Annotated in this window: 24 protein-coding genes, 1 tRNA gene and 1 riboswitch; of the genes, 13 read left to right on the top strand and 12 right to left on the bottom strand. The window is 69.7% G+C overall.

What is annotated here, in order from left to right; genetic code table 11:
• The first annotated feature begins 32 nt into the window (after positions 1-32).
• The 4 genes from ACFY7C_RS09510 to ACFY7C_RS09495 all read left to right on the top strand — a co-directional run bounded on the left by ACFY7C_RS09510 (position 33) and on the right by ACFY7C_RS09495 (position 4572).
• A complete protein-coding gene (locus tag ACFY7C_RS09510) occupies positions 33-860 on the top strand; it encodes a hypothetical protein (RefSeq protein WP_389646426.1) in 828 nt (275 codons plus the stop codon).
• Positions 860-2581 carry a DUF6339 family protein gene (locus ACFY7C_RS09505; protein ID WP_389646424.1) on the top strand — a complete coding sequence of 574 codons (1722 nt, stop codon included), beginning with the start codon at positions 860-862 and terminating at the stop codon, positions 2579-2581. Before ACFY7C_RS09510 ends, ACFY7C_RS09505 begins: the two co-directional genes overlap by 1 nt.
• A gap of 9 nt (positions 2582-2590) precedes the next feature.
• Positions 2591-3940 carry a DNA cytosine methyltransferase gene (locus ACFY7C_RS09500; RefSeq protein WP_389646421.1) on the top strand — a complete coding sequence of 450 codons (1350 nt, stop codon included), beginning with the start codon at positions 2591-2593 and terminating at the stop codon, positions 3938-3940.
• A 329-nt stretch (positions 3941-4269) separates the two neighbouring features.
• Complete coding sequence (locus ACFY7C_RS09495) at positions 4270-4572, top strand: hypothetical protein (RefSeq protein WP_389646418.1); 303 nt, start codon at positions 4270-4272, stop codon at positions 4570-4572.
• Between the two features lie 139 nt (positions 4573-4711).
• Here ACFY7C_RS09495 and ACFY7C_RS09490 read toward each other — a convergent pair whose 3' ends face one another.
• From ACFY7C_RS09490 to ACFY7C_RS09475, 4 genes are read right to left on the bottom strand one after another with little or no spacing between them, the layout of a single operon-like run.
• Entirely contained in the window at positions 4712-5980 is a 1269-nt protein-coding gene (locus ACFY7C_RS09490) for a DUF445 domain-containing protein (protein WP_389646415.1), read from the bottom strand.
• Positions 5981-6000: 20 nt separating this feature from the next.
• The gene (locus ACFY7C_RS09485) at positions 6001-7020 is read right to left on the bottom strand and encodes an ATP-binding cassette domain-containing protein (RefSeq protein ID WP_389646413.1); all 1020 of its coding nucleotides are present in this window, start codon (positions 7018-7020) and stop codon (positions 6001-6003) included.
• Between the two features lie 6 nt (positions 7021-7026).
• Entirely contained in the window at positions 7027-7908 is an 882-nt protein-coding gene (locus ACFY7C_RS09480) for an ABC transporter permease (RefSeq protein WP_389649409.1), read from the bottom strand.
• Positions 7909-7957: 49 nt separating this feature from the next.
• Positions 7958-8758 carry an ABC transporter permease gene (locus ACFY7C_RS09475; protein WP_389649406.1) on the bottom strand — a complete coding sequence of 267 codons (801 nt, stop codon included), beginning with the start codon at positions 8756-8758 and terminating at the stop codon, positions 7958-7960.
• Between the two features lie 156 nt (positions 8759-8914).
• On the opposite strand from ACFY7C_RS09475, the gene ACFY7C_RS09470 reads away from it, so the two are divergent.
• The gene (locus tag ACFY7C_RS09470; RefSeq protein WP_389646410.1) at positions 8915-11386 is read left to right on the top strand and encodes a transglycosylase domain-containing protein; all 2472 of its coding nucleotides are present in this window, start codon (positions 8915-8917) and stop codon (positions 11384-11386) included.
• On the opposite strand, the gene ACFY7C_RS09465 is transcribed toward ACFY7C_RS09470, so the two are convergent.
• From ACFY7C_RS09465 to ACFY7C_RS09455, 3 genes are all read right to left on the bottom strand, one after another.
• The gene (locus ACFY7C_RS09465; protein WP_389646407.1) at positions 11364-11684 is read right to left on the bottom strand and encodes a DMT family transporter; all 321 of its coding nucleotides are present in this window, start codon (positions 11682-11684) and stop codon (positions 11364-11366) included. The genes ACFY7C_RS09470 and ACFY7C_RS09465 overlap by 23 nt on opposite strands.
• Positions 11685-11718: 34 nt before the next feature.
• Positions 11719-11787, bottom strand: a riboswitch (guanidine-III (ykkC-III) riboswitch).
• Positions 11788-11863: 76 nt separating this feature from the next.
• Positions 11864-12202: a co-chaperone GroES gene (locus tag ACFY7C_RS09460; protein ID WP_356692807.1), complete on the bottom strand. Its 339-nt coding sequence runs from the start codon at positions 12200-12202 to the stop codon at positions 11864-11866.
• Positions 12203-12291: 89 nt separating this feature from the next.
• Positions 12292-12612, bottom strand: a complete 321-nt coding sequence (locus tag ACFY7C_RS09455; RefSeq protein ID WP_389646404.1) for a DUF3618 domain-containing protein — start codon at positions 12610-12612, stop codon at positions 12292-12294.
• 136 nt (positions 12613-12748) lie between these two features.
• Here ACFY7C_RS09455 and bcp point away from each other — a divergent pair, with 136 nt between their 5' ends.
• The 5 genes from bcp to ACFY7C_RS09430 all read left to right on the top strand — a co-directional run bounded on the left by bcp (position 12749) and on the right by ACFY7C_RS09430 (position 16379).
• Positions 12749-13222: a thioredoxin-dependent thiol peroxidase gene (gene bcp, locus ACFY7C_RS09450; RefSeq protein WP_389646401.1), complete on the top strand. Its 474-nt coding sequence runs from the start codon at positions 12749-12751 to the stop codon at positions 13220-13222.
• 136 nt (positions 13223-13358) lie between these two features.
• Entirely contained in the window at positions 13359-14855 is a 1497-nt protein-coding gene (proP, locus tag ACFY7C_RS09445) for a glycine betaine/L-proline transporter ProP (protein WP_389646398.1), read from the top strand.
• 101 nt (positions 14856-14956) lie between these two features.
• A complete protein-coding gene (locus ACFY7C_RS09440; protein WP_389646395.1) occupies positions 14957-15598 on the top strand; it encodes an HNH endonuclease signature motif containing protein in 642 nt (213 codons plus the stop codon).
• Positions 15595-16260 (top strand): HNH endonuclease, encoded by a 666-nt coding sequence (locus ACFY7C_RS09435; RefSeq protein ID WP_389646392.1) that lies wholly within the window; start codon positions 15595-15597, stop codon positions 16258-16260. The genes ACFY7C_RS09440 and ACFY7C_RS09435 overlap by 4 nt, the downstream gene beginning before the upstream one ends.
• A gap of 35 nt (positions 16261-16295) precedes the next feature.
• A tRNA-Leu gene (locus tag ACFY7C_RS09430) sits at positions 16296-16379 on the top strand.
• Positions 16380-16429: 50 nt separating this feature from the next.
• On the opposite strand, the gene rdgB is transcribed toward ACFY7C_RS09430, so the two are convergent.
• The 4 genes from rdgB to ACFY7C_RS09410 all read right to left on the bottom strand — a co-directional run bounded on the left by rdgB (position 16430) and on the right by ACFY7C_RS09410 (position 18600).
• Positions 16430-17032 (bottom strand): RdgB/HAM1 family non-canonical purine NTP pyrophosphatase, encoded by a 603-nt coding sequence (gene rdgB, locus ACFY7C_RS09425; protein ID WP_389646388.1) that lies wholly within the window; start codon positions 17030-17032, stop codon positions 16430-16432.
• 42 nt (positions 17033-17074) lie between these two features.
• Positions 17075-17461, bottom strand: coding sequence for a hypothetical protein (locus ACFY7C_RS09420; RefSeq protein WP_389646385.1), 387 nt, complete (start codon positions 17459-17461; stop codon positions 17075-17077).
• A gap of 86 nt (positions 17462-17547) precedes the next feature.
• Positions 17548-18279: a ribonuclease PH gene (gene rph, locus ACFY7C_RS09415; protein WP_352080741.1), complete on the bottom strand. Its 732-nt coding sequence runs from the start codon at positions 18277-18279 to the stop codon at positions 17548-17550.
• Positions 18280-18366: 87 nt separating this feature from the next.
• Positions 18367-18600, bottom strand: coding sequence for a PTS glucose/sucrose transporter subunit IIB (locus ACFY7C_RS09410; RefSeq protein ID WP_345487976.1), 234 nt, complete (start codon positions 18598-18600; stop codon positions 18367-18369).
• A gap of 229 nt (positions 18601-18829) precedes the next feature.
• Here ACFY7C_RS09410 and ACFY7C_RS09405 point away from each other — a divergent pair, with 229 nt between their 5' ends.
• The gene (locus tag ACFY7C_RS09405) at positions 18830-20131 is read left to right on the top strand and encodes a PTS transporter subunit EIIC (RefSeq protein ID WP_389646380.1); all 1302 of its coding nucleotides are present in this window, start codon (positions 18830-18832) and stop codon (positions 20129-20131) included.
• A gap of 256 nt (positions 20132-20387) precedes the next feature.
• On the top strand, positions 20388-21653 hold the full coding sequence (locus ACFY7C_RS09400) for a PTS transporter subunit EIIC (protein ID WP_389646377.1): 1266 nt from the start codon (positions 20388-20390) through the stop codon (positions 21651-21653).
• 63 nt (positions 21654-21716) lie between these two features.
• Here the strand turns inward: ACFY7C_RS09400 and ACFY7C_RS09395 are convergent, their stop codons facing one another.
• The gene (locus ACFY7C_RS09395; protein WP_389646375.1) at positions 21717-22469 is read right to left on the bottom strand and encodes an MBL fold metallo-hydrolase; all 753 of its coding nucleotides are present in this window, start codon (positions 22467-22469) and stop codon (positions 21717-21719) included.
• Positions 22470-22669: 200 nt separating this feature from the next.
• Between ACFY7C_RS09395 and ACFY7C_RS09390 the strand changes: the two genes are divergently transcribed.
• Positions 22670-23155 carry a type II toxin-antitoxin system PemK/MazF family toxin gene (locus tag ACFY7C_RS09390; RefSeq protein WP_389646372.1) on the top strand — a complete coding sequence of 162 codons (486 nt, stop codon included), beginning with the start codon at positions 22670-22672 and terminating at the stop codon, positions 23153-23155.
• Positions 23156-23176: the final 21 nt, after the last annotated feature.

Raw genomic sequence — 23176 nt, 5'->3', positions numbered from 1 at the left:
AGGACGTGGTCACGGCCGCTTCCTGGCGACTCGTGATCGACGACGGGGAGGTGTCTCTGCCCGAGGCGCTGCCGCACTGGGACTACCGGATGGACCTCTCTTTCCGTAGGAGTGTTCGCGTGGACCTCGATCGCGTTCGTGCTCAGTGCGGCCTGCCCGACGACACGCCGCTCACCCTGGCCACCGTGTGGACGGCCACCGGATCCAACCTGAGCGGCCCCGGCCACCGCGCGCGCCTCACCGACGGGGGCGTCCACGATGTCGAACTGGAGGTCCGGCTGCATGGGGCCGACCTGGGTGGACTCCTTCTCCTCGACACCGCTCTGGTTCTGGCCGAAGGCCGGACCGACGGACGGCCCTCGTCTCCCCGTCGCGCCGGCTCAGTGCTCTGGAGCGACCGGGAGTCGGTTCGTCTTCAGGGCGACGCGCCACAATTCCCCATGGCTGTGATCGACTTCGCCAACACGTCCTTTCCGGAGGGGGCGGCCTGGCATCTGCAGATCAGCGGCAGTCTGGAGAACGCCACGATGGGTTCCCTTCTTCTCCTGGTCAACGAACAGAACAAAGTCACCACCGCGGCCTTCGAGAACGCCCACAAACCGCGTGCAGTCGATCAGATCGTGCTCTCCGCGGTGTACGCGGACGCCGCACGAACCATGATCGAATACGCACTCGCCCACGAAGACTTCACCGAGGAGTCCGACTACTCCGACGGCTCCCTCGGAGCCACGCTCCTGAGCCTGTTCGATCAGCTCTTCCCTGGGCAGTCCATCACCGACGTCCGGTTGCGCCGCCTGCAGTCACCGGCCCTCTTCGCCTCGGACCTTCAGGCCGCCGTCAAGATCTTCGAGGTGTCGTGATGAGCCTTCTGTATCCGCGCCTGCTGAACCAGGAGGCGCACCGGCTCTTCGAGGAGTACCGAGACCTCTCGATCAGCGAGCTCACCGAGCGTGTGACCTACGCGCATCCGTCGGCGGTCTACGTGGCCACAGGCGGCGATCGCGTGTCGGTGGAGCGACTCAAGGAGCTGCGCAGGGCAGTGGTGGAACTCGCCGAACGCGGCGGCTTCCCGGACGCATCGGTCCGTACTCGCAACGCCGAATTCGATCTCGCGCTCGCCGCACTCCTGCATGGGGAGATGGGCATGGTCCCCGCGGAGGCGGCCTCGCGAGACGTCTGGGCCTTCCTCGCTCTTGCCGTACTCCCCGACGTCGCGTACTGGCGCTACCCCCGACCGCCGAAAGATCGCGTTCTCGGGACGGACCTCACCCGTCATGTTTTCGGTCGGCTCTGGTGGCGTGCGCAGCTCGTGCACTCCTCCGACACATCGGATCCCTACGGCGCACTCAAGATCCTCGGTGAGGCTGCTTTCGACCAGATCTACGCCCGCCGTTCCGCGCTCGGTGGAAGTCCTCACATGGTGCGCGCCATCCTTCGTGTCTGGAACGGCCTGGATCTGAAGGGGCTCAACGAACGAGAGACCCTCCGCGACTTCCTCAAGCGTCTGCTTCGACTGGCACCCTTCGTGCTGTTCGACGGCATCGAGGAAGTGGCACTGGACGACGAGTTGCGTGCCGTGGCTCAGGAGTCCGTCGACGCTCAGCGTCCTGCCCCCGCTTCCTCGGCGGAGGTGAGGTTCAGGTCGGTGGAGATCTGTGCCGGAACCGGAGCCCAGGCACTCGGACTAGAGCTCGCGGGATTCGACCCGGTCCTCCTCATCGACAGAAAAGCCGATGCGTGCTTCACCATCGATCTCAATCGACCTGAATGGGATGTCGTCTGCATGGACGTCGTGCAGTTTCATTCCGGCATGCGTCCCGACGTCATCGGCGTCGACCTGCTGAGCGGTGGACTACCCCGTGTGAGGTCGTCCGCCACCGTGGCACGCGCCGAGGACATGGAGGAACGGCTGGTTCTTCGATCTGCTGTCGAGCTGGCACGCGCCATCAAACCGAAGGCAGTACTCCTTGAGAATGTCCCTGACCTGGTGGAGAGCCCGGCGTTCCATGACGACCGGGAGTGGATCGAGAAGGAACTGGGCGACGCCGAATTTCGGGTTTCCTGGCGTGTGCTCAATGCCGCAGACTTCGGCGTCCCGCAGAACCGGAACAGCGGTTTCCTCATAGCGCTTCGGGAACCGTACTTCTCCCGTTTCGCCTGGCCCGAGCCGCTCGAGACCGCATCGCCGACCGTCGGTCGAGTACTCGGCCCGTCGATGGCCTCACGTGGCTGGCCAGGGGCGGCGCAGTGGTCCCAGGAAGCCGACCGGCTCGCGCCGGCCCTGGTGGGCGGATCCGAGCGACGAGGCGGTGCGGACCTTGGCCCGACCGGAAGCAAGAAGGCATGGGCTGCTCTCCGGGTCAACGGCAACAGCCTGGGCGATGAACCCCCAGGCCCCGACTTTCCGGCCAACGAGAGCCCCAGGCTGACCGTCGAGCAGGCTGCGCTGATCCAGGCCTTCCCTGAGGCCTGGCGATTCGCCGGCGGCAAGACGTCCCGGTACCGTCAGATCGGCCACGCCATGCCCCCTCCCCTGGCGACCGCTGTCGGACTGGCCATCGCATCGGCCCTGCGAAGCTAAGATCGCTCCATGCGCGCGCCCCGTCCCACCAGCCCTGAGCCCATCACCGTCGTCGATCTTTTCGCAGGCTGCGGCGGCTTCACCCAGGGGTTCCACGAGTTCCGACCGGCCGGGGCGTCGGGTCGTGGGCCGGTCTTCCACAGCGTTGCCGCGGTGGAGCACAACAAGGCGGCAGCGGCAACCTACGCCGTGAACTTCGGGAGCGGTCGTCCTAACAAGAGCTTTCCAGAGGCCAGGGTCTACTTCGGCGACATCGAAAAATGGAAGCCGCAGCCGGGCCTCCACGCAGATGTCGTCGTCGGAGGTCCGCCCTGCCAGGGCTTCTCCGCCTTGAACCGCAAGAAGAAGGGCAGCGAGCGCAACCGCCTCTGGGAAGAGTACGTGCGGATCGTCGCAGCGATCCGACCGAAGGTCTTCGTCATCGAGAACGTCGATCGATTCCTCAAGTCAAGCGAATTCCAGAACCTGCTGAGCGAGGTACGGGAGGGGGGCCTGCTGGCCGAGTACCGCCTCGTCGACCCGCCCGGCGCTCAGCCGTCAGACGCTGAGGAACAGAAGACCAAGCGATACCTGCTCAACGCCGCAGATTACGGTGCCGTTCAGGCGCGCCGCCGGGCCATCGTCATCGGGGTACGTCGCGATATCGACAACGGCCGCGCCATGGCCTATCCGACAAGGACCCACATCCGGCGCCCCAAGGGTGTCGGGCGGATTCCCGACCAACAGCTGACCGGGCTTGACGGAGGACTCGACTACTGGAAGGCCGTAGACAGCGTCTTCGATGAGTCGAAGGTACTCCGCATAAGCGGAACCGAGCTTCCGGACAGCAAGGATCACATCCCCGAGGTCGACGCCGTCGTTCCCGGAATCTTCACGACCAGAGATCTACACTTCGGCCGCAACCCTGAGCAACTCTCCATCGCGCGCTACCTTGCTATCCCCGAGGGGGGAAACCGTAAGGATCTGCGCAACAAGTGGTACACCGTCCACGAATCCGGCAAGATCGAAATCTTCGCATCGCCTAACCCGCCGGGAGTAAAGACGCCAGTGAGCCCCCTGTCGACCGACAGCTGGGACAATCACAACTCCGGCACCGGTGATGTGATGGGACGCCTGCGCCGCGGAGAGCCGTCCGTCACGATCAGGACTGAGTTCTTCAAGCCTGAGAAGGGGCGCTACCTGCACCCAGAGGAGGGACGACCCATTACCCATTACGAGGCCGCCCGCATCCAGGGGTTTCCGGTCGAATTCCGCTGGTGCGGCTCAAAGACGGAAATCGCCACCCAGATCGGAAATGCCGTCCCCATCCCCCTCGGCAAGGCCATAGCTTCCTCGATCTACAGCTTCTTGCGCGGTTGACACTGACAGACGCTTACAGTCGATATAACTGTTCGGCACATATCACGATCTCCAGGAGTGAACGGCGAGGGCGGCCGGGGCGGGGCCGCACGTCAGTCGTCGACTGCCTCGGATAAGGCCTTGGAGATGAGGCGGGTGGCGAAGTCCCCACCCACACACCCGCACCGCACAGCGGTCCGGCGCGATACCCATCGACGCACCACCCGCCTACGGCGGGAAAGGCTGCCCGGCCTTGCCGCGTGGCCAGACACAGCCCCGAAACTCCCGCCCCGACCAGGCCCTCGTTACGCTCGACCGCATCGTCTCCATCGAACGGAAGGCCCACAGCCATGCCCCGCACCCTCTCCCCCGCCATCGCCGCCGCCGGCCTCGTCGGCGGCTATGCCGTCGCCCGGTGGACCAAGAAGCGGCCGCTCGGCGGGGTGGTGCTGGCGGTGGCTGGTGGGGTGGCTTCGCGGGAGTGGCAGCGGGTGGCCGGAGGGAAGGCGGCGGCCGGGCTGGGGGCCGCCTATGTGGCCGCGTTCGCCGGGTCCCACCCGCTCGCGAAGAAGATCGGGGCGTGGCCCGCGGTGTTCTCGGTGGCCGGGGCGATGGCCGGGGCCTCCTGGGCCGTCACCCGCAAGGCAGGCTGACCCCGCGGGCAGCGCCGCCCGCTCCCTGGGCCGTCACCCGCAAGGCGGGCTGAGGCCGCAGTCACCCTCCGCCTCACCCGCGAGGCGGGCCGAGCCCGCGCCCGGCGCGTGGCGGGCGCCCCCCTCTCCCGCCCCTCCCTCACCCGCCCAGGGCGTGGCTCACCGTGTAGATCAGCAGGCCGGCGAGGGCGCCCACCACCGTGCCGTTGATGCGGATGAACTGGAGGTCGCGGCCGATGTTGGCCTCGATCTTCTTGGAGGTCTGGGTGGCGTCCCAGCCGGCGATGGTGTCGGTGATCAGGGAGGTGATCTCGGCGCGGTAGGTGGTGACCACGTAGGCGGCCGCGTCCTCGGCCCAGCCCTCGACCTTCGCCTGGAGGCGGGCGTCCTCCGAGAGGCGGGTGCCCAGGGAGATCAGGGAGGCGCGGGCGCGGCGGCGGAGCTGGCTGCGGTCGTCCTCGGCGGCGGCCAGGATCAGGGCGCGCACCGAGGACCAGGCGGAGGCGATGACGTCCTGGATCTCGGGGCGGGCCAGCAGCTCGGACTTCAGGCGCTCGACCCGGGCCCGGGTGTCGGTGTCGGCCTGGAGGTCGGCGGCGAAGTCCCGCAGGAAGCGGTCGATGGCGCCGCGCGCCGGATGGGCCGGCATGTCGCGCATCTCCGTGACGAAGCGGAGCAGCTCCTTGTAGACGCGCTCGCCCACGCGCCGGTCGACGAAGCGCGGGGTCCAGCCCGGCGCGCCGCCCTGGACGGCCTCCATCACCGAGTCGCCGTGCGTCACCAGCCAGTCGTGGGCGCGGGCGCAGACCAGGTCCACGGCCCGGTGGTGGGCGCCGTCGGAGACCACCCGTTCCAGGGTCTTGCCGAGGCCCGGGCCGATCTCCGCAGCCTCCGCCCGCCGGGTGATCGCCTCGCCGACGATCGCCTGCACGTCGGAGTCCCGCAGCACGGTGAGGGCGCCCCGCAGTGCCGCGGCCAGCTCGGAGGTCACCCGGTCGGCGTGCGCCGGGTCCGCCAGCCATGTGCCGAGGCGGCTGGCGATGGCGAAGCCGCGCAGCCTGCCCCGTACGACGTCGGCGGACAGGAAGTTCTCGCCGACGAAGGTGCCGAGCGAGGCGCCCAGCTGGTCCTTCTTCGTCGGGATGATCGCGGTGTGCGGGATGGGCAGGCCCAGCGGGCGGCGGAACAGGGCCGTCACCGCGAACCAGTCCGCGAGCGCGCCGACCATGCCCGCCTCCGCCGCGGCGGCCACATAGCCGGCCCAGGCCCCGGCGTCCGCGGACTTCGCCCATGTGGCCAGGGCGTAGACGACCGCCACGAAGCCGAGGAGCGACGCGGCGAACGCCTTCATGCGGCGTACGCCCCTGCTCTTCTCCTCGTCCGCCGCCGTGTACGTGAAGCTCACCATGGCACCGTCACCTCACCTCCCTATCTGAGGGACTCCCCGGCCGCATCCCGAGTTCCCGCATCCCGAGTTCCCGCGGTTCCCGCCGTTCCCACCGTTCCCGCATACATCTTCGCGATCACCGACTCGATGTCAGGCTCCCGCACCGAAAGGTCAACCAGCGGGTACGCCGCGGCCACCGCCGCCACCACCGGCGCCGCCGAGGCGTGGGACGGCAGGGCGAGGAACTGGCGCGGCCCCTCCGCCCGTACGAAACGGGCACCCGGCACATCGATCGGCGCCGTCTCCCGGGCCAGGTCGACCACGAGCAGCCGCTCGCTCTCCCCCGCCTCGTGCAGGCCGGCGAGCTCCCCGTCGTACATCAGACGGCCGTGGTCGATGACCATGACCCGGGAGCAGAGCTGTTCGATGTCGGTGAGGTCGTGGGTGGTCAGCAGCACGGTCGTGCCGCGGGTGGCGTTCAGCTCGCGCAGGAACTCCCGCACCTTCGCCTTGGACACGACGTCCAGGCCGATGGTCGGCTCGTCGAGGTAGAGCACGTCCGGGTCGTGCAGCAGGGCGGCGGCGATGTCGCCGCGCATCCGCTGGCCGAGGGAGAGCTGGCGTACGGGCACGTCGAGCAGCTCACCGAGGTCGAGGAGGTCCACGCAGCGGGCGAGGTTCTCCCGGAAGCGGTCGTCGGGGATGCGGTACATGCGGTGGGTCAGCCGGTACGAGTCGCGCAACGGCAGGTCCCACCACAGGGTGGTGCGCTGGCCGAAGACGACGCCGATGCGCGCCGCCAGCCTGCTGCGCTCGCGCGACGGGTCGATGCCGGCGACGCGCAGCCGGCCGCCGCTCGGGGTGAGGATGCCGGTGAGCATCTTGATGGTGGTGGACTTCCCGGCACCGTTGGGGCCGATGTAGCCGACTATCTCGCCCTTCTCCACGGTGAAGGAGATGCCGTCGACCGCTCTGACCTCCCGCTTCTCGCGGCGCAGCAGACCGGCCCGCTTCCTGACCGTGAAGACCTTCTCCACCTCGTGCAGTTCGATGAATCCCACGGCGTCTCAGCTTCCTGTCGATCGGTAGCTACGAAGGCCCGCCCGCCACGCCCACCCCGCGACGGCGCAGCACGCCGCCGCCACCAGCGGCGAGGCGAACGCCGTCCAGCCCGGCACCCCCGCCGGGGCGGGCCGGCCGAGCACGTACAGGGCGGGCAGCCAGTTCACGAAGGCGAGCGGCACGACGAAGACGACACCGCGCACCAGGTCCTGGGCGAAGATCGTCGGCGGGTACTGGAGCAGCGTGTTGCCGCCGTACGTGAACGAGCTGGTGACCTCCGCCGCGTCCAGCATCCAGAACAGCGCCGACGCGCCGATCACCATCACCGCGGCGAAGATCAGCGCACCGCTCAGCAGCATCACCGGCAGCAGGAGCACCTTCACGGGCGTCCAGGCGACATCGAGCAGGACCAGGCCCCACACCAGGACCAGCAGCCCCTGGGCGAGCCGCCCGAGCCGCCGCAGGGCGAACTTGTCCGCCGCGACCTGGGCGAGGACCGGGGCGGGCCGCAGCAGGAAGGTGTCGAGGGACCCGTCGCGCACCCGCTTGCCCATCCTCTGCAGCGAGCCCAGCGCCAGGTCCGCGAGCCCGAAGGACGTCCCCGCCGTCCCGTACAGGAAGGCGACCTCGGCGAAGGAGAACCCGCCGAGGCCACGGACCTGACCGAACATCAGGAGGATGACGACGAAGTCGAAGAAGGTGACGGTGAAGGAGGAGAGGAGGGTGAGCGCGAAGGAGGAGCGGTACGTCATGGTGGAGCGGATCCACATGGCCGCCACCATCCGGTACGTACGCCAGGACTCGCCGGCCATGCGGTACGCGCGGCCCCAGACGCCCTCCCGCTCCTGCGCCGGCCGCCCCCAGGCCTCCTCCGGCCCGCCCGCCATCTGGCCATGGGCCCCCTCCGGCCCGTAGGACGCCTCCAGCTCATAGGACTCAGCCACCCTGCACCACCACCTTCCGCGTCGCCGCCGCCTGCGCCGCCCGGCCCGCCGCCAGCAGCACGGCCGCCCAGCAGGCCTGGAAGCCGTACGCCCCGAGCAGCCCCCACCCCTCGTACCGCTCCAGGTAGACATCGGCCGGGACCTGGAGCAGCGACGCCCAGGGCAGCATCCGCGCCACCTCGCCGAGCGAGCCCGGGAAGACGTTCAGCGGGAGCAGCATCCCGGAGAAGAACAGGCCGCCGAGCCAGGCGACCTGGGCCACGCCCTGGCCGTCGAGGAGCCAGAAGGCGCTCATGGCCACCAGGTACCAGAGGGCGAAGCTGACGGCCGAGCCGAGCATCACGGCGGTGACGAAGGCGAGCCAGGTCCAGGGGCGGGACGGCAGGGTCAGGTCGAAGGCGAGGGCGCCGAAGGCCATGGGGACGACCCCGCGGCCGAGCAGCTGGAAGGCGGAACGGCCCAGGTTGGCGGCGAACCACCAGGTCTGGAGGTCGGCGGGCCGGTAGAGGTCGACCGCGATGTCGCCCGTCCGGATCCGTTCGATGAGTTCGTCCTCGAAACCGCCGCCCATCAGTCCGCACACGGTGATGAGCGCCTGCCCGATCCACACATAGGCGAGGGCGTCGCCCATGGCGTATCCGCCGAGACCGGGGCGGGCTTCCCACAGGGCTATATAGGTGTACGACAGGATGAAGCCGAAGACCGTGTTGGTGAACACCCCCGCCGCGGTGGCCACCCGGTAGGTGGCATGGCGCCGGAAACCACCGGCCGCCACCGTCGCGTAGAGCCGCAGCACGCCCCGCACGCCACGTCCCCTCTCCCCTCGGCACCAAAGCGCACGACCTTAGAGGGGTTTCCCGTGCCGCCGCGACCGGTTTTCCCGCCGTCGCCCCTTTCGGGCTCGTGTTTTCCCGCCCCTTCGGGGCTCCTGAGGGCAGGATGTGATGCTATGTCCCCTTCATCCGGTACGCGAGAGGTTCGGACCGCCGAGCCTTCCTGGGAACCACGGGACCCGACCGTCCCCGCCCCGCCCTCCAGGCCGCGCCGGCCCCGCCGCATCCTGCGGCGCCTGTTCGGCCTCGTCGTCCTCGGCGTCCTGCTCCTGCTCGGCGGCCTCGTCGCCGGCTATCTCCTCGTGGACATCCCGGCCGCCAACGCCACCGCGGTCGCCCAGTCCAACCTCTTCCTCTACCGCGACGGCACCCCCATCGCCCGCGACGGCGAGATCGACCGGGAGAACGTGAGCCTGCGACGGGTCCCGGTCACCGTCCAGCACGCCGTCCTCGCCGCCGAGGAGCGCGACTTCCGCGGCTCGCCCGCCGTCGACCCCCGGGCCATGATCCGCGCCACCTGGAACACCCTCACCGGCAAGGGCCGCCAGTCCGGCTCCACCATCACCCAGCAGTACGTCAAGAACTACTACCTCGGCCAGGAACAGACCCTCACCCGCAAGGCGAAGGAGTTCTTCATCGCGCTCAAGCTGGGCCGCGAGAAGACCAAGGACGAGATCCTCGAGGGCTATCTGAACACCAGCTACTTCGGCCGCAACGCCTACGGCATCCAGGCCGCCGCCCGCGCCTACTACGGCAAGGACGCCCACGACCTGGACACCGCCGAGGGCGCCTACCTCGCCTCGCTGCTCAACGCCCCCAACGCGTACGACGTCGCCGTCCACCCCGAGAACCGCGAACGGGCGCTCGCCCGCTGGCGCTACGTCCTCGACGGCATGGTCAAGGAGGGCTGGCTCTCCCCCGCCGCCCGCGCAGCCGCCGTCTTCCCCGCCCCGCAGCCCGCGCGCCCCTCGGCCGGGCTCTCCGGGCAGCGCGGCTATCTGGTCCAGGCCGTCGAGCAGTATCTGACCGAGCACGCCGGCATCGACGACAAGACGCTGGCCGCCGGCGGCTTCCGCATCACCACCACCCTGGAACCGGCCAAGCAGGACGCCTTCGTGAAGGCCGTCGACGAGCACGTGACCTCGAAGCTCGACCCGGACCGCAACCCCACCGACCGTCACGTACGGGTCGGGGGCGCGGCCATCGACCCGACGAGCGGCAAGGTCGTCGCCCTCTACGGAGGCGTCGACTACACCCGGCAGTTCGTCAACAACGCCACCCGCCGCGACTACCAGGTCGGCTCCACCTTCAAGCCCTTCGTCCTCGCCACGGCGTTCCAGCACGGCGCCCAGACCCAGCAGGGCGAGCCGATCACCCCGCACACCCTCTACGAGGGCGACAACCGCCGCCCGGTGCAGGGCTGGAGCGGCCCGTACTACGACCCGGCCAACGAGGACGACGCCGACTACGGCGAGATCACCGTGCGGTCCGCCACCGACGAATCGGTGAACACCGTGTACGCCCAGATGGCCGTGGACGCCGGGCCCGCCCGGGTCCGTGAGACCGCGGTGGCGCTGGGCCTGCCGGCCGGGACCCCGGACCTCACCGCCACCCCGTCCATCGCGCTCGGCCCGGCCACGGCGAGCGTCCTGGACCTGGCGCAGGCCTACGCCACCCTCGCGAACCACGGCCGCCGCGGCACGTACAGCCTGGTCGAGAAGGTGACCAGGGACGGCGAGGAGTTCACGCTGCCCGCCGAAGAGCCCCGGCAGGTGATCGGACGCGAGGCCGCCGACACCACGACCTCGGTGCTGCGGAGCGTCGTCGAGGGCGGCACGGGCACGGCGGCCCTGGCGGCCGGACGGCCCGCGGCGGGCAAGACGGGCACGGCGGAGGACGACAAGGCGGCCTGGTTCGCCGGCTACACCCCCGAGCTCGCGACCGTGGTGGCGATGATGGGCCAGGACCCGGACACGGGCCGGCAGATGCCGCTGTACGGGGCGCTCGGGCAGCCGCGTATCAACGGGGCCGGGGCACCGGCGGAGATCTGGGCCCGGTTCACCCGCGAGGCGCTCGCCGGGGTGCCGCCGAAGGACTTCGACCTGCGGCTGATGCCGGGCGCCGAGGAGGAGCCACCCTTCGGGGAGGCCGGCACGGAGGGGTACGAGGGGCCGGGCGCCGCCCGCCCGCCGCACGGACCGAAGCCGTGGGCGCCCTGGACGCCGAGGTCGACCGTACGAGGGGAGCCGGGCGGGCCGGGAGAGCCCGACCCGCGGGCGGACCCTCGGCGGCAGGCGGAGGCCCACCCGGCGCCGGGCCCTCAGGCCCGGGCCCCCGAGACCGCGGGGCACCCGTGGGCGGAGGGCCCCGGGCCGGGCGGGCCGGGCCCTGACGCCGCCGCCCCGCCGATTCCGGCGCCGGCTCCGGCTCCGGTCGACGGCCTGGGCGGCGGACCCATCGACGGGACGGGCGGAGGACAGCTCGCCGGACCGGGCGCCGGGCCGATCGACGGGACGAGCGACGGGACGGCCGGGGCCCCGATCGACGGAACGGCCGGGGCCCCGGTCAGTGCCCCGAGGTCGCCTTGAGGCCCACCACGGCCACCAGCAGCAGACACACGAAGAACATCCTCGCGGCGGTCGCCGGCTCACCCAGCACCACCATGCCGAGCACCGCCGCACCGGCCGCGCCGATGCCGACCCACACGCCGTAGGCCGTACCGATCGGAAGGGTCTTGGCGGCCTGCGACAGCAGCATCATCGAGGCGACGATCCCGGCGGCGGTGAACACGCTGGGCCACAGACGCGTGAAGCCCTCGGTGTACTTCATGCCGATCGACCAGCCGACCTCGAGCAGACCGGCGACGATGAGAAGAACCCAGGCCATGACGACGAACACCTCCGCGAGACGGATCAACAGGGGTGCGTCGTCTTGTCGTGAAACCCGGTACGGCGCGTCTCGTCGGGTCATTCCAGGCTAGCAAAGACGCGCGAAGGGCCTGGTGACAGCGGTCACCAGGCCCTTGGAGGGACGGAAAAACGGCCGGGCCCTCTGAGAGGACCCTCTTAGAGGTAGAGCCCGGTCGAGTCGGAGGCCCCCTGGAAGCGGTCCGCGGCCACCGCGTGCAGATCGCGCTCGCGCATCAGGACGTACGCCACGCCCCGCACCTCGACCTCGGCACGGTCCTCGGGGTCGTACAGGACCCGGTCGCCGATCTCGACGGTCCGGACGTTCTGCCCGACCGCGACGACCTCGGCCCAGGCAAGACGGCGGCCGACCGCCGCGGTCGCCGGGATCAGGATGCCGCCGCCCGAGCGACGCTCCCCCTCGGGGGTGTCGGTCCGGACCAGGACGCGGTCGTGGAGCATCCGGATGGGCAGCTTGTCGTGCGTGTTCTCGCTCACGGTCCGAACCTACCTGCCCGGGCGTGTCGCCCGTACCCGGGACCGCGCCCATGACCCCGCGAGGGACCGGCGGACCGGGGCGTACGAGGTCATCGCCTGCCCTTGCGGGAGGACACGGCGATCAGCCCCACCACCGCGACGGCGACGAGCGCCACCGGGACCACGCGCTCCAGACGCGGGGCGCCGTCCGCGTGGGTCAGGCGCGCCTTCACGTCCGAGACGACGCGGTTGACGGCCACGAACGCCCGTCCGGCGGTGTGGTCGACCTGGGCGGCGACCTTCGCCTTCGCGTCCCCGATGATCGTCTTCGGGTGCATCCGAATGCCGATCTCGTCGAGCGTGACGGCGAGCTGCTCGCGCCGGCGGACGATGTCCGCCTCGATCTGCGCAGGGGTCCTGGCGTCCGACACCGCGCTGCCTCCGTAGTCGTGTTTCCGGTCGTTGTGTCCGGTCGTTGTGGACAGTCTGTCAGCTCGAAGCCGCCAGGGTTGTCACAGACCCCCATTAGGCTGGGTCGGCGTACGCGTACGACCTCCGAGGAGAGCCATGAGCGAGCGACTTCAGCCCGGCGACACCGCCCCCGCCTTCACCCTTCCCGACGCGGACGGCAACGAGGTCTCGCTCGCTGACCACAAGGGCCGCAAGGTCATCGTCTACTTCTACCCCGCCGCCCTCACCCCGGGCTGCACCAAGCAGGCCTGCGACTTCACCGACAACCTGGACCTGCTGGCCGGCGCGGGCTACGACGTCATCGGCGTGTCGCCGGACAAGCCGGAGAAGCTGGCGAAGTTCCGCGAGAAGGAGAGCCTCAAGGTCACGCTGGTCGGCGACCCGGAGAAGAAGGTCCTGGAGGCCTACGGCGCCTTCGGCGAGAAGAAGCTCTACGGCAAGACGGTGACGGGCGTGATCCGCTCCACCGTCGTGGTCGACGAGGACGGCAAGGTCGAGCGCGCGCTGTACAACGTGAAGGCCACCGGCCACGTCGCCAAGATCCTCAAGGACCTGAAGATCGAGGGCTGAGCCCTCCCGGCGCCGGGTCCGTCCCACGTGACGCGGCGCGTGACGCGGGTCGCACTCGGCGCCGAATTCCGTTTGGGAACGGCGTGACCGTGCAGAAGTCCTTCCCGGAACATCCCCGGAGAAAGGACGTACGGCCATGCCGGCCCCAGACCACGACACCCCGGCCCATCCGGACGCCCTGAGGCGGCATCCCCGGCTGTTCCGGGCGGTCACCCGCCGGCAGCGGCCGAGGCTGCGCCGCACGGACATCACGGTGACCGACGAGGCGGCGGTCAAGCGGGCCGTACGGGCGGCCTCCCTCGGCAACGCCATGGAGTGGTTCGACTTCGGCGTCTACGCCTACCTCGCCGTCACCCTCGGCCACGTCTTCTTCCCCTCCGGCAACGACACGGTGCAACTCCTGTCGTCGTTCGCGACCTTCGCGGTCGCCTTCCTGATCCGGCCGCTCGGCGGCATGGTCTTCGGCCCCATGGGTGACCGGCTGGGCCGCAAGAAGGTCCTGGCCCTGACCATGATCCTCATGGCGGTCGGCACCTTCGCGATCGGTCTGATCCCGTCGTACGCCGCCATCGGCTTCTGGGCGCCGGTGCTGCTCGTGTTCTTCCGGATGCTGCAGGGCTTCTCGACCGGCGGCGAGTACGGAGGCGCCTCGACCTTCATCGCCGAGTACGCCCCGGACCGCCGACGCGGCTACTTCGGCAGCTTCCTGGAGTTCGGCACACTGGCCGGCTACGTCGGCGCGGCCGGCCTGGTCACGGCACTGACCGCGTGGCTGGGTTCCGACACCATGGAGGCCTGGGGCTGGCGCGTGCCGTTCCTCGTGGCCGGACCGCTGGGCCTGGTCGGCCTCTACCTGCGGATGCGCCTGGACGAGACGCCGGCCTTCCGCAAGCTCGAGTCGGAATCGGCGCACGCCTCCGAGGCGGCGGACACCGTGGAGACGACCACCAAGGGCGACCTCGGCAGGATCTTCCGGGAGCAGTGGCGGGCGCTCGTCCTGTGCGTCGCACTGGTCGGCGCGTACAACATCACCGACTACATGCTGCTGTCGTACATGCCCACGTACCTCTCCGACGAGCTGGGCTACAGCGAGACCCACGGCCTGCTGGTGCTGCTGGTCGTGATGGTGCTCATGATGCTGCTGATCACCCAGGTGGGCCGACTGAACGACCGCTTCGGCCGCAAGCCGGTCCTGATGGCGGGCATGCTCGGCTTCCTCTTCCTCTCCCTGCCGGCCTTCCTCCTGATCGGCCAGGGCGGAATCCCGGCGATCACCGCCGGCATGCTGATGCTGGGCCTCTCGCTGCTCTGCATGCTGGGCACCATGTCGGCCGCCCTCCCGGCCCTCTTCCCGACCTCCCTGCGCTACGGCTCCCTCTCCGTGGGCTACAACGTCTCCACCTCCCTCTTCGGCGGCACGACCCCCCTCGTCATCACCGCCCTGATCGGCGCCACCGGCAGCAGCCTGATGCCCGCCTACTACGCCATGGGCGCCGCGCTCGTCGGCGTGATCGCCGTGGCCTGCATGAAGGAGACCGCCCAGCAGCCGCTGGAGGGCTCCCCGCCGGCGGTGGAGACGCACGAGGAGGCGGCGCAGATGGTGATGGCGGGGGCACCGGAGCCGAAGTTCTGACCGCTCGCGTCATTGGTACGCGATATGACGTGACCGTCCGATATTCGGCTCGTTAGTCCGTGCGAGGCCACGAACGGGTGGCCGAGCACGGAGGGGGCTCGATGGGGACGAGCGCGTACACGAGGGAACGCCTCGAAGCGGCGGCGCGAGGGGCACGGACGCTGTCGGAGGCGCTGGAGCGGCTGGGGGTGGATCCCCGGAGTTCGACGCGGCGGTACGTGGCGGGGCGGATGCGGACGCTGGGGGTGGACACGTCGCACTTCGAGCGGGAGGGGATGCGGTGGACGAGGGAGGTGCTGGCGGAGGCGGTCGCGGCGTCGACGAACATGTGCGAGGTGCTGCGACGGCTGGGGGTGGAGGTCGTGGGCGGGCAGCACACGCACATCAGTCGGCGGGTGAAGGCGTTCGGCATCGACACGTCGCACTTTCGAGCGCCGGAACGGCGGGGTGAGAGCCGGCGACGCCGCACGCCAGAAGCTCTGCTCGTCGAGCAGGATGGCCCGCACCCACGTCGCATCCCGAGCGAACGGATCGCGTGGGCGATGACGGAATCCGGGGTACCGCAGCAATGCGCGCTGTGCGGGACGGAACCCGTCTGGCAAGGAGAGCCGCTGCCGTTGGAGGTCGACCACGTGGACGGCAACTGGCGCGACAACCGCCTCGGGAACCTGCGTTTCCTCTGTCCCAACTGCCACTCGACCACGGACACCTATCGGGGGCGGGGCAAGGGGCGCGCCCGATGAGGAGCGAGGTGCGGTACACGCGTGAGCGGCTGGTCGAAGCCGCCGCGCAGTGCGCGGACATCGACGGGGTCATGGCGTTCTTCGGCACGCAGCCTTACGACAAGGTGCGGCGCTACCTGCTGAAGCGCTTCGCTCACTACGGCATCGACGTCTCGCACTTTTCGCGCCGGACGCGCCGTGACGGCCCTCCTCCACGCCCGACGCCGGATGACCTGCGGCAGGCGGTCGGTCAGTCGATTTCCGTAGCCGGCGCCCTCCGCGCCTTGGGGAGGCCGTGTACAGGGCAGATGCGTGCAGAGTTCCGCCAGTGGACGGCGGAGGATGGCTTGAGCACCGACCACTTCCTCGGCCAGGCCCATCAGCGGGGCAAGCAGGGCCCGACGGCCGTCAAGCGTCCGGAAGAGGTCCTCGTTCGGCACGCCCGAGGGCACCGGACCAAAAGCCATCTGCTCCGGCGTGCGCTCCAAGAGGTGGGTGTGACCGAGGAGTGCGCCCGGTGCGGCACCGGCCCCGAGTGGCTCGGGAAGCCCATGACGCTGGAGGTCGACCACATCAACGGTGACTGGAGCGACGACCGCCGCGAGAACCTGCGGCTGCTGTGTCCCAACTGCCACGCGATAACGGACACGTGGTGCCGCGGCGGGAAACGGCGTACCTCTTAGGCGGACGTGCCTGCACCGGTAGCATGGCTGGGCGAGCGGCCGTTGCTGAATGGTATAAGCGGAGGTTTTAGGTGCCTCTGGGCGTTTCGCCCATGTGGGTTCGAATCCCATCGGCCGCACCCTTCGAAACGAAGGCCCACCCAGCACAGGCGGGTGGGCCTCTTCGGCCTCAGCCCAGCAGTTCCTTCACCACCGGCACCAGGGCCCGGAATGCCTTCCCCCGGTGGCTGATCGCGTTCTTCTGGTCGGGCGTCAGTTCCGCGCAGGTGACCTCGTATCCCTCGGGCTGGAGGATCGGGTCGTAGCCGAAGCCGTTGGTGCCGATGGGCTCGTGGCGGAGGACGCCGGGCATGCGGCCTTCGACGACGCGCTCGGTGCCGTCGGGGAGGGCGAGGGCGGCCGCGCAGGCGAAGTGGGCGGTGCGGTGGGGGGTGTCGATGTCGGCGAGCTGGGCGAGGAGGAGGTCGAGGTTGGCCTTGTCGTCGCCGTGGCGTCCGGCCCAGCGGGCGGAGAAGATGCCGGGGGCGCCGCCGAGGACGTCGACGCAGAGGCCGGAGTCGTCGGCGACGGCGGGCAGGCCGGTGGCGCGGGCGAGGGCGTGGGCCTTGAGGAGGGCGTTCTCGGCGAAGGTGACGCCGGTTTCCTTGACGTCGGGGATGTCGGGGTACGCGTCCGCGCCGACGAGTTCGTGGTGGAGGCCTGCGTCGGCGAGGATCGCGTGGAGTTCGGTGATCTTGCCCGCGTTGCGGGTGGCGAGGATCAGACGGGTCATGCCCTGATTATCCGGTCCTCGCCGGGCGGGTCGGCCGGGTGGTTATCCGGGGGTGCAGACCTTGCCGATTTCGGCGGCGGCGTCGGTGACGGGCTTGATGTCGGGGGTGGCGTCGCCGTTCTTGACGGCCTGGCGGACGGTGTCCACGCCCTTGTCGAGGTCTTCGACGGCCTTGGTCAGGTCCGCGTTGTCGGTGGTGTTCTTGAGGTTGCCCAGCTCGGTGTCGATGCTGTTGAGGGCCTCTTCGATCTTGGTGGGGTCGTTGGAGGCGTCGCCGACGGCCTGGGTGAGCTTGTCGACCGAGGTGGCGATGGCCTCGGCGGTCTTGACGCAGTCCATGGCCTTGTCGAGCGCCCCGCAGCCGACCAGGCCGGTGACTGCGACGGCGGCCGTGGCGACGGCGAGGGCAATGGTGCGGCGACGCTTCACGTTCGGGTCCCCCCAAGAGGTGTACGTGTGGACGGGGCGCACGGTTTTGAGGCGTGCGCCCGTAAGCGTAGAGACGCGGTGGCGTCCTACAGGGTTCCTTCGAGTGCCTTGCGCTGGAGTTCGGCGAGTTCGGCGCAGCCGCCGGAGGCGAGGTCGAGGAGGGCGTTGAGCTCTTTGCGGTCGAAGGGCTCGGCCTCGGCGGTGCCCTGGACCTCGACGAAGCGGCCGTCGCCGGTGCAGACGACGTTCATGTCGGTCTCGGCGCGGACGTCCTCCTCGTAGCAGAGGTCGAGGAGGGGGATGCCGTCGACGATGCCGACGGAGACGGCGGAGACGGTGCCGGTGAGGGGCTTGCGGCCGGCTTTGACGAGCTTCTTGTTCTGGGCCCAGGCGATGGCGTCGGCGAGGGCGACGTAGGCGCCGGTGATGGCGGCGGTGCGGGTGCCGCCGTCGGCCTGGAGGACGTCGCAGTCGAGGACGATGGTGTTCTCGCCGAGGGCCTTGTAGTCGATGACGGCGCGCAGGGAGCGTCCGATGAGGCGGGAGATCTCGTGGGTGCGGCCGCCGATCTTGCCGCGGACGGATTCGCGGTCGCCGCGGGTGTTGGTGGAGCGGGGGAGCATGGAGTACTCGCCGGTGACCCAGCCTTCGCCGCTGCCCTTGCGCCAGCGCGGGACGCCTTCGGTGACGGAGGCGGTGCAGAAGACCTTGGTGTCGCCGAAGGAGATGAGGACGGAGCCCTCTGCGTGCTTGCTCCATCCGCGTTCGATGGTGACGGGTCGGAGCTGTTCGGGGGTACGGCCGTCGATACGAGACATGCCTTGAGCGTAGTGCGTGGGGGGCGTCATGGCGGAGGGGCCCGTTCCCCTGCCGGAACGGGCCCCTCGTCAGCTGTTGTCAGCTGGTCACATCATGTCTTCGATGTCGGCGGCGATGGGGTCGGCGTCGGTGCCGATGACGACCTGGATGGCGGTGCCCATCTTGACGACGCCGTGGGCGCCGGCGGCCTTGAGGGCGGCTTCGTCGACGAGGGCGGGGTCGACGACCTCGGTGCGGAGGCGGGTGATGCAGCCCTCGACCTCTTCGATGTTGTCGATGCCGCCGAGGCCGGCGACGATCTTCTCTGCCTTGCTGGCCATGTGTCTCTCCCTGTCCGTTCTGCTCACCGATGGTCCGCTGTGTCACGGTAACCCACGGTTGGCCCAACCTCGCGAGCGCATACCGCCGTTCTGTCGAATGATGACGATCACCGGCGGCCTGCTCTCGGCGGCCTCCGCGAGCCTACCGCAACTGGTCTACACCAGTGCATCGCAGCATCCGTCCACAGCACGCCCCCAGCACCCGTCCGCAGGCCCAGGGAGGACGCCGATGAGCAGCGCAAGTGCCGCCGCCCCACCGAAGAAGTCGATGTGGGGCGGTTTCTTCCAGGGGCTGCAGAAGATGGGGCGCAGCCTTCAGCTGCCCATCGCCGTGCTTCCGGCGGCCGGCATCATCAACCGGCTCGGTCAGCCGGATGTCTTCGGCGCGGACGGTCTGGGCTGGGACAACGTCGCCAAGGTCATGGACGGCGCGGGCGGCGCGCTGCTCAACGGCAGCCTGGGTCTGCCCCTGCTGTTCTGCATCGGTGTCGCCATCGGCATGGCGAAGAAGGCGGACGGGTCGACCGCGCTCGCCGCGGTGGTCGGCTTCCTCGTCTACTACACGGTGCTGCGCCAGTTCCCGAAGGACTGCCCGCCGGGAACGAGGGACGTCGACGGCGGCTGCCTGGGTGCGGACGACGCCTTCGCCGAGTACACGTACCAGAATCCGGGCGTCTTCGGCGGCATCGTCATGGGCCTGCTGGCGGCGTACCTCTGGCAGCGGTTCCACCGCACCAAGCTGGTGGACTGGCTGGGCTTCTTCAACGGGCGCCGGCTGGTCCCGATCATCATGGCTTTCGTCGGCATCGCCTTCGCGGCGCTGTGCCTGTGGATCTGGCCGCCGATCGGTGACGCGCTGGAGAGCTTCAGCGACTGGCTGGTGGGGTTGGGCGCCTGGGGTTCGGGCATCTTCGGCGTGGCGAACCGGGCGCTGCTGGTGATCGGTCTGCACCAGTTCCTGAACGTGCCGATCTGGTTCCAGTTCGGGTCGTACACGAAGCCGGACGGGACCGTGGTCCACGGTGACATCAACATGTTCCTGCAGGGCGACCCGGAGGCCGGCCAGTTCCTCACGGGCTTCTTCCCGATCATGATGTTCGCCCTGCCGGCGGCGGCGCTGGCGATCACGCACTGCGCCCGGCCGCAGCACCGCAAGCGGGTCGGCGGCATGATGCTGTCGGTCGGCCTGACCTCGTTCGTCACCGGCATCACGGAGCCGATCGAGTACTCGTTCCTCTTCATCGCGCCGGTGCTGTACGCGATCCACGCGGTGCTGACGGGTGTGTCGATGGCGGTGACGTGGGCGCTCGGCGTCAAGGACGGGTTCAGCTTCTCGGCCGGTCTGATCGACTACCTGATCAACTGGAACCTGGCGACCAAGCCGTGGCTGATCATTCCGATCGGTCTGGGCTTCGCGGTCGTCTACTACGTGCTCTTCCGCTTCGCGATCACCAAGTTCGATCTTCCGACTCCTGGGCGTGAGCCGGAGGAGGTGGAGGAGGAGATGGACCGGGACACCACCAAGGCGTGAGCCTGCGCGCCGTGGCGTGAACCCGCCCCCACCAGGGCCCTCGGACCTCCGGTCCGGGGGCCTTTTGTCGTCGGCTGTCCGGCTATGGCTCAGTGCACAGAATTCACAGGTTCCTTATCTAAGTCCCACGTGCTACAACAGGTCTACACCACTTATTGGTGTAGACCACGCGGTCCAGACCACCGCGTTCCACGAGACGCCGCCGTCACCCCCTTTTCTTGTCCTCTGGCGGCGCCTTGCCTACTGGAGGAAGTTGATGAGTACGGCCACCGCCCAGGCCGCCGCTCCCGCGAAGAAGCGCGGATCCGGCCTGTTCCAGGGCCTGCAGAAGGTCGGTCGCAGCCTGCAGCTGCCGATCGCCGTACTGCCGGCCGCGGGTATCTTGCTCCGTCTCGGCCAGGACGACGTGTTCGGCAAGGACGGTCTCGGCTGGGACCAGGTGGCGAAGGTCTTCGCCACCGCCGGTGACGCGGTCTTCGCGAACCTGCCCCTGCTGTTCTGTGTCGGCATCGCCATCGGCTTCGCCAAGAAGGCCGACGGATCGACCGCCCTCGCCGCGCTCGTCGGCTTCCTGGTCTACAAGAACGTGCTGACCGCGTTCCCCGTCACCGACGCCGTCGTCAACACCACCGCCAACAAGGGTGTCGACGTCGCCGCGACCTACAACGACCCCAAGGTCCTCGGCGGCATCGTCATGGGCCTGCTGGCCGCGGTCATCTGGCAGCGCTACCACCGCACGAAGCTGGTCGACTGGCTCGGCTTCTTCAACGGTCGCCGGCTCGTTCCGATCATCATGGCCTTCGTCGGCACGATCATGGGTGTCTTCTTCGGTCTGGTCTGGGAGCCGATCGGCAACGTCATCGCCGACTTCGGCGAGTGGATGACCGGCCTCGGCGCCGTCGGCGCGGGCATCTTCGGCGTGGTCAACCGTGGCCTGCTGCCCATCGGCATGCACCAGTTCGTGAACACCGTCGCCTGGCAGGAGATCGGCTCCTTCAAGGACTCCGCCGGCGCCATGTGGCACGGCGACCTGCCGCGCTTCTTCCACGGTGACCCCACCGCCGGTCAGTTCATGTCGGGCTTCTTCCCGATCATGATGTTCGCCCTGCCGGCCGCCGCACTCGCCATCACGCACTGCGCCCGCCCGGAGCGCCGCAAGGCCGTCGGCGGCATGATGCTGTCCCTCGCGCTGACGTCCTTCGTCACCGGCATCACGGAGCCGATCGAGTTCGCGTTCATGTTCATCGCGCCGGTCCTCTACGCGATCCACGCGGTCCTGACCGCCCTCTCCATGGCCGTCACCTGGGCGCTGGGCGTGCACCACGGCTTCAGCTTCTCCGCCGGCGCGATCGACTACTTCCTCAACTGGGGTCTCGCCACCAAGCCGTGGATGATCATCCCCATCGGTCTCGCGTTCGCGGCGATCTACTACGTGGTCTTCCGCTTCGCGATCACCAAGTTCAACCTCCCCACCCCGGGCCGCGAGCCCGAGGAGGAGGTCGAGGACCTCACCAAGGCGTGAGCCTGACGTGACCTCGTACGAAGGCCCCCGGAACCAGGTTCCGGGGGCCTTCGTCGTGCCGGGTCAGATCTCGTAGACCGCGCCCGCGTACGCCAGCTCCGCCGGGCCGTCGAACACCTCGCGGGCGTCCGCCAGGTTCCGCTCGCCGTCCGTCCACGGCGGGATGTGGGTCAGCACGAGACGGCCCACCCCGGCGCGGGCCGCGTGGGCGCCGGCCTCGCGGCCGTTGAGGTGGAGGGCGGGGATGTCCTCCTTGCCGTGGGTGAAGGACGCCTCGCACAGGAACAGGTCGGCGCCCTCCGCCAGCGCGTCCAGGTTGTCGCAGACGCCCGTGTCACCCGAGTAGGTGAGCGTGCGGCCGGCGTGCTCGATGCGGATGCCGTACGCCTCGACGGGGTGGCACACCTTCTCCGTACGGACGGTGAACGGGCCCACCTCGAAGGTGCCGGACTTCAGCGTCTGGAAGCCGAAGACCTCGCCCATCGCCGACGGCGACGGCGTGTCCGCGTAGGCCGTGGTCAGCCGCTGTTCCGCGCCCTCCGGGGCGAAGACCGGGATCGCGTCGCAGCGGCCGCCCTCGTGGCGGTAGTAGCGGGCGACGAAATAGCCGCACATGTCGATGCAGTGGTCGGCGTGCAGATGGCTGAGGAAGATCGCGTCGAGGTCGTACAGACCGATGTGGCGCTGCAGCTCGCCGAGGGCGCCGTTGCCCATGTCGAGGAGCAGCCGGAAGCCGTCGGCCTCTACGAGGTAGCTCGAACAGGCCGATTCCGCGGACGGGAACGACCCGGAGCAGCCGACGACGGTGAGCTTCATGGAGCGTGAACCTCCGTGGACGGGTGCGGAAAGCGCGCTGAGAGGGGAGGTCGTGCGGTCTGTCGAGCGTACGGTGCGTGGCCGCCTGTCGCTCCTCCGTGGCGGCACGTTGTGGGCGAACTCACGGGCTCTGTCACCGGTTCGGATGGATGGCGGGGCCTCCCGGCCAAGTGACGCGCGCGACGGTACGGTCTTGAGGTATGGACACGTCATGGTGGCCCGCGCTGGTCGCGGTGGTGGTGCTCGCCCTGGTGGTGGCGGTCGCCGACGGGTGGCGCCGCTCGGGGCGCCGCCCCACGGGACGGACCCGGCCCCCGGGTCGCCCGCCGGGGCGCCCGGCTCCGCGCGGTCGGGTGCCGGGCCGCATGCCGGAGCGGCTGCCGCAGGCGGGTGAGATCTGGTGGGCGGACGTGCCGTACGAGGACGGTCCGGGCTCCAAGGACCGGCCGTGCCTGGTCCTGGCCCTGCGCGGGGACTGTGCGCTGGTCGCCAAGATCACCAGCAAGTACCACGACGAGCGGCCGGGTGTGATCGCGCTGCCGCCGGGCGCGGTGGGCGACGCCCAGGGCCGTCCGAGCTTCCTGGAGACGGACGAGCTGCGGGACGTGCCGGTGTGGGAGTTCCGCCGGAGGGTGGGGACGGCGGACCCGGTGGTGTGGGACCAGGTCCGCCATCTGGCGCGCTGATCAGCCGCCTGCGAGCCGCGG

The sequence above is a fragment of the Streptomyces sp. NPDC012769 genome (assembly GCF_042901205.1).
Classification (GTDB): domain Bacteria; phylum Actinomycetota; class Actinomycetes; order Streptomycetales; family Streptomycetaceae; genus Streptomyces.
This window is presented reverse-complemented; position numbering and strand designations above follow the sequence as displayed.

What these genes read in the sequence shown, in the direction of transcription:
- ACFY7C_RS09390 (WP_389646372.1), top strand. Translation starts at nt 22,670, where the DNA reads ATGGACACGTCATGGTGGCCCGCGCTGGTCGCGGTGGTGGTGCTCGCC.
- ACFY7C_RS09440 (WP_389646395.1), top strand. Translation starts at nt 14,957, where the DNA reads ATGGGGACGAGCGCGTACACGAGGGAACGCCTCGAAGCGGCGGCGCGA.
- ACFY7C_RS09490 (WP_389646415.1), bottom strand. Translation starts at nt 5,980, where the DNA reads ATGGTGAGCTTCACGTACACGGCGGCGGACGAGGAGAAGAGCAGGGGC.
- bcp (WP_389646401.1), top strand. Translation starts at nt 12,749, where the DNA reads ATGAGCGAGCGACTTCAGCCCGGCGACACCGCCCCCGCCTTCACCCTT.
- rph (WP_352080741.1), bottom strand. Translation starts at nt 18,279, where the DNA reads ATGTCTCGTATCGACGGCCGTACCCCCGAACAGCTCCGACCCGTCACC.
- ACFY7C_RS09405 (WP_389646380.1), top strand. Translation starts at nt 18,830, where the DNA reads ATGAGCAGCGCAAGTGCCGCCGCCCCACCGAAGAAGTCGATGTGGGGC.
- ACFY7C_RS09500 (WP_389646421.1), top strand. Translation starts at nt 2,591, where the DNA reads ATGCGCGCGCCCCGTCCCACCAGCCCTGAGCCCATCACCGTCGTCGAT.
- ACFY7C_RS09465 (WP_389646407.1), bottom strand. Translation starts at nt 11,684, where the DNA reads ATGGCCTGGGTTCTTCTCATCGTCGCCGGTCTGCTCGAGGTCGGCTGG.
- ACFY7C_RS09495 (WP_389646418.1), top strand. Translation starts at nt 4,270, where the DNA reads ATGCCCCGCACCCTCTCCCCCGCCATCGCCGCCGCCGGCCTCGTCGGC.
- rdgB (WP_389646388.1), bottom strand. Translation starts at nt 17,032, where the DNA reads ATGACCCGTCTGATCCTCGCCACCCGCAACGCGGGCAAGATCACCGAA.
- ACFY7C_RS09400 (WP_389646377.1), top strand. Translation starts at nt 20,388, where the DNA reads ATGAGTACGGCCACCGCCCAGGCCGCCGCTCCCGCGAAGAAGCGCGGA.
- ACFY7C_RS09410 (WP_345487976.1), bottom strand. Translation starts at nt 18,600, where the DNA reads ATGGCCAGCAAGGCAGAGAAGATCGTCGCCGGCCTCGGCGGCATCGAC.
- ACFY7C_RS09480 (WP_389649409.1), bottom strand. Translation starts at nt 7,908, where the DNA reads ATGGCGGGCGGGCCGGAGGAGGCCTGGGGGCGGCCGGCGCAGGAGCGG.
- proP (WP_389646398.1), top strand. Translation starts at nt 13,359, where the DNA reads ATGCCGGCCCCAGACCACGACACCCCGGCCCATCCGGACGCCCTGAGG.
- ACFY7C_RS09470 (WP_389646410.1), top strand. Translation starts at nt 8,915, where the DNA reads ATGTCCCCTTCATCCGGTACGCGAGAGGTTCGGACCGCCGAGCCTTCC.
- ACFY7C_RS09435 (WP_389646392.1), top strand. Translation starts at nt 15,595, where the DNA reads ATGAGGAGCGAGGTGCGGTACACGCGTGAGCGGCTGGTCGAAGCCGCC.
- ACFY7C_RS09395 (WP_389646375.1), bottom strand. Translation starts at nt 22,469, where the DNA reads ATGAAGCTCACCGTCGTCGGCTGCTCCGGGTCGTTCCCGTCCGCGGAA.
- ACFY7C_RS09505 (WP_389646424.1), top strand. Translation starts at nt 860, where the DNA reads ATGAGCCTTCTGTATCCGCGCCTGCTGAACCAGGAGGCGCACCGGCTC.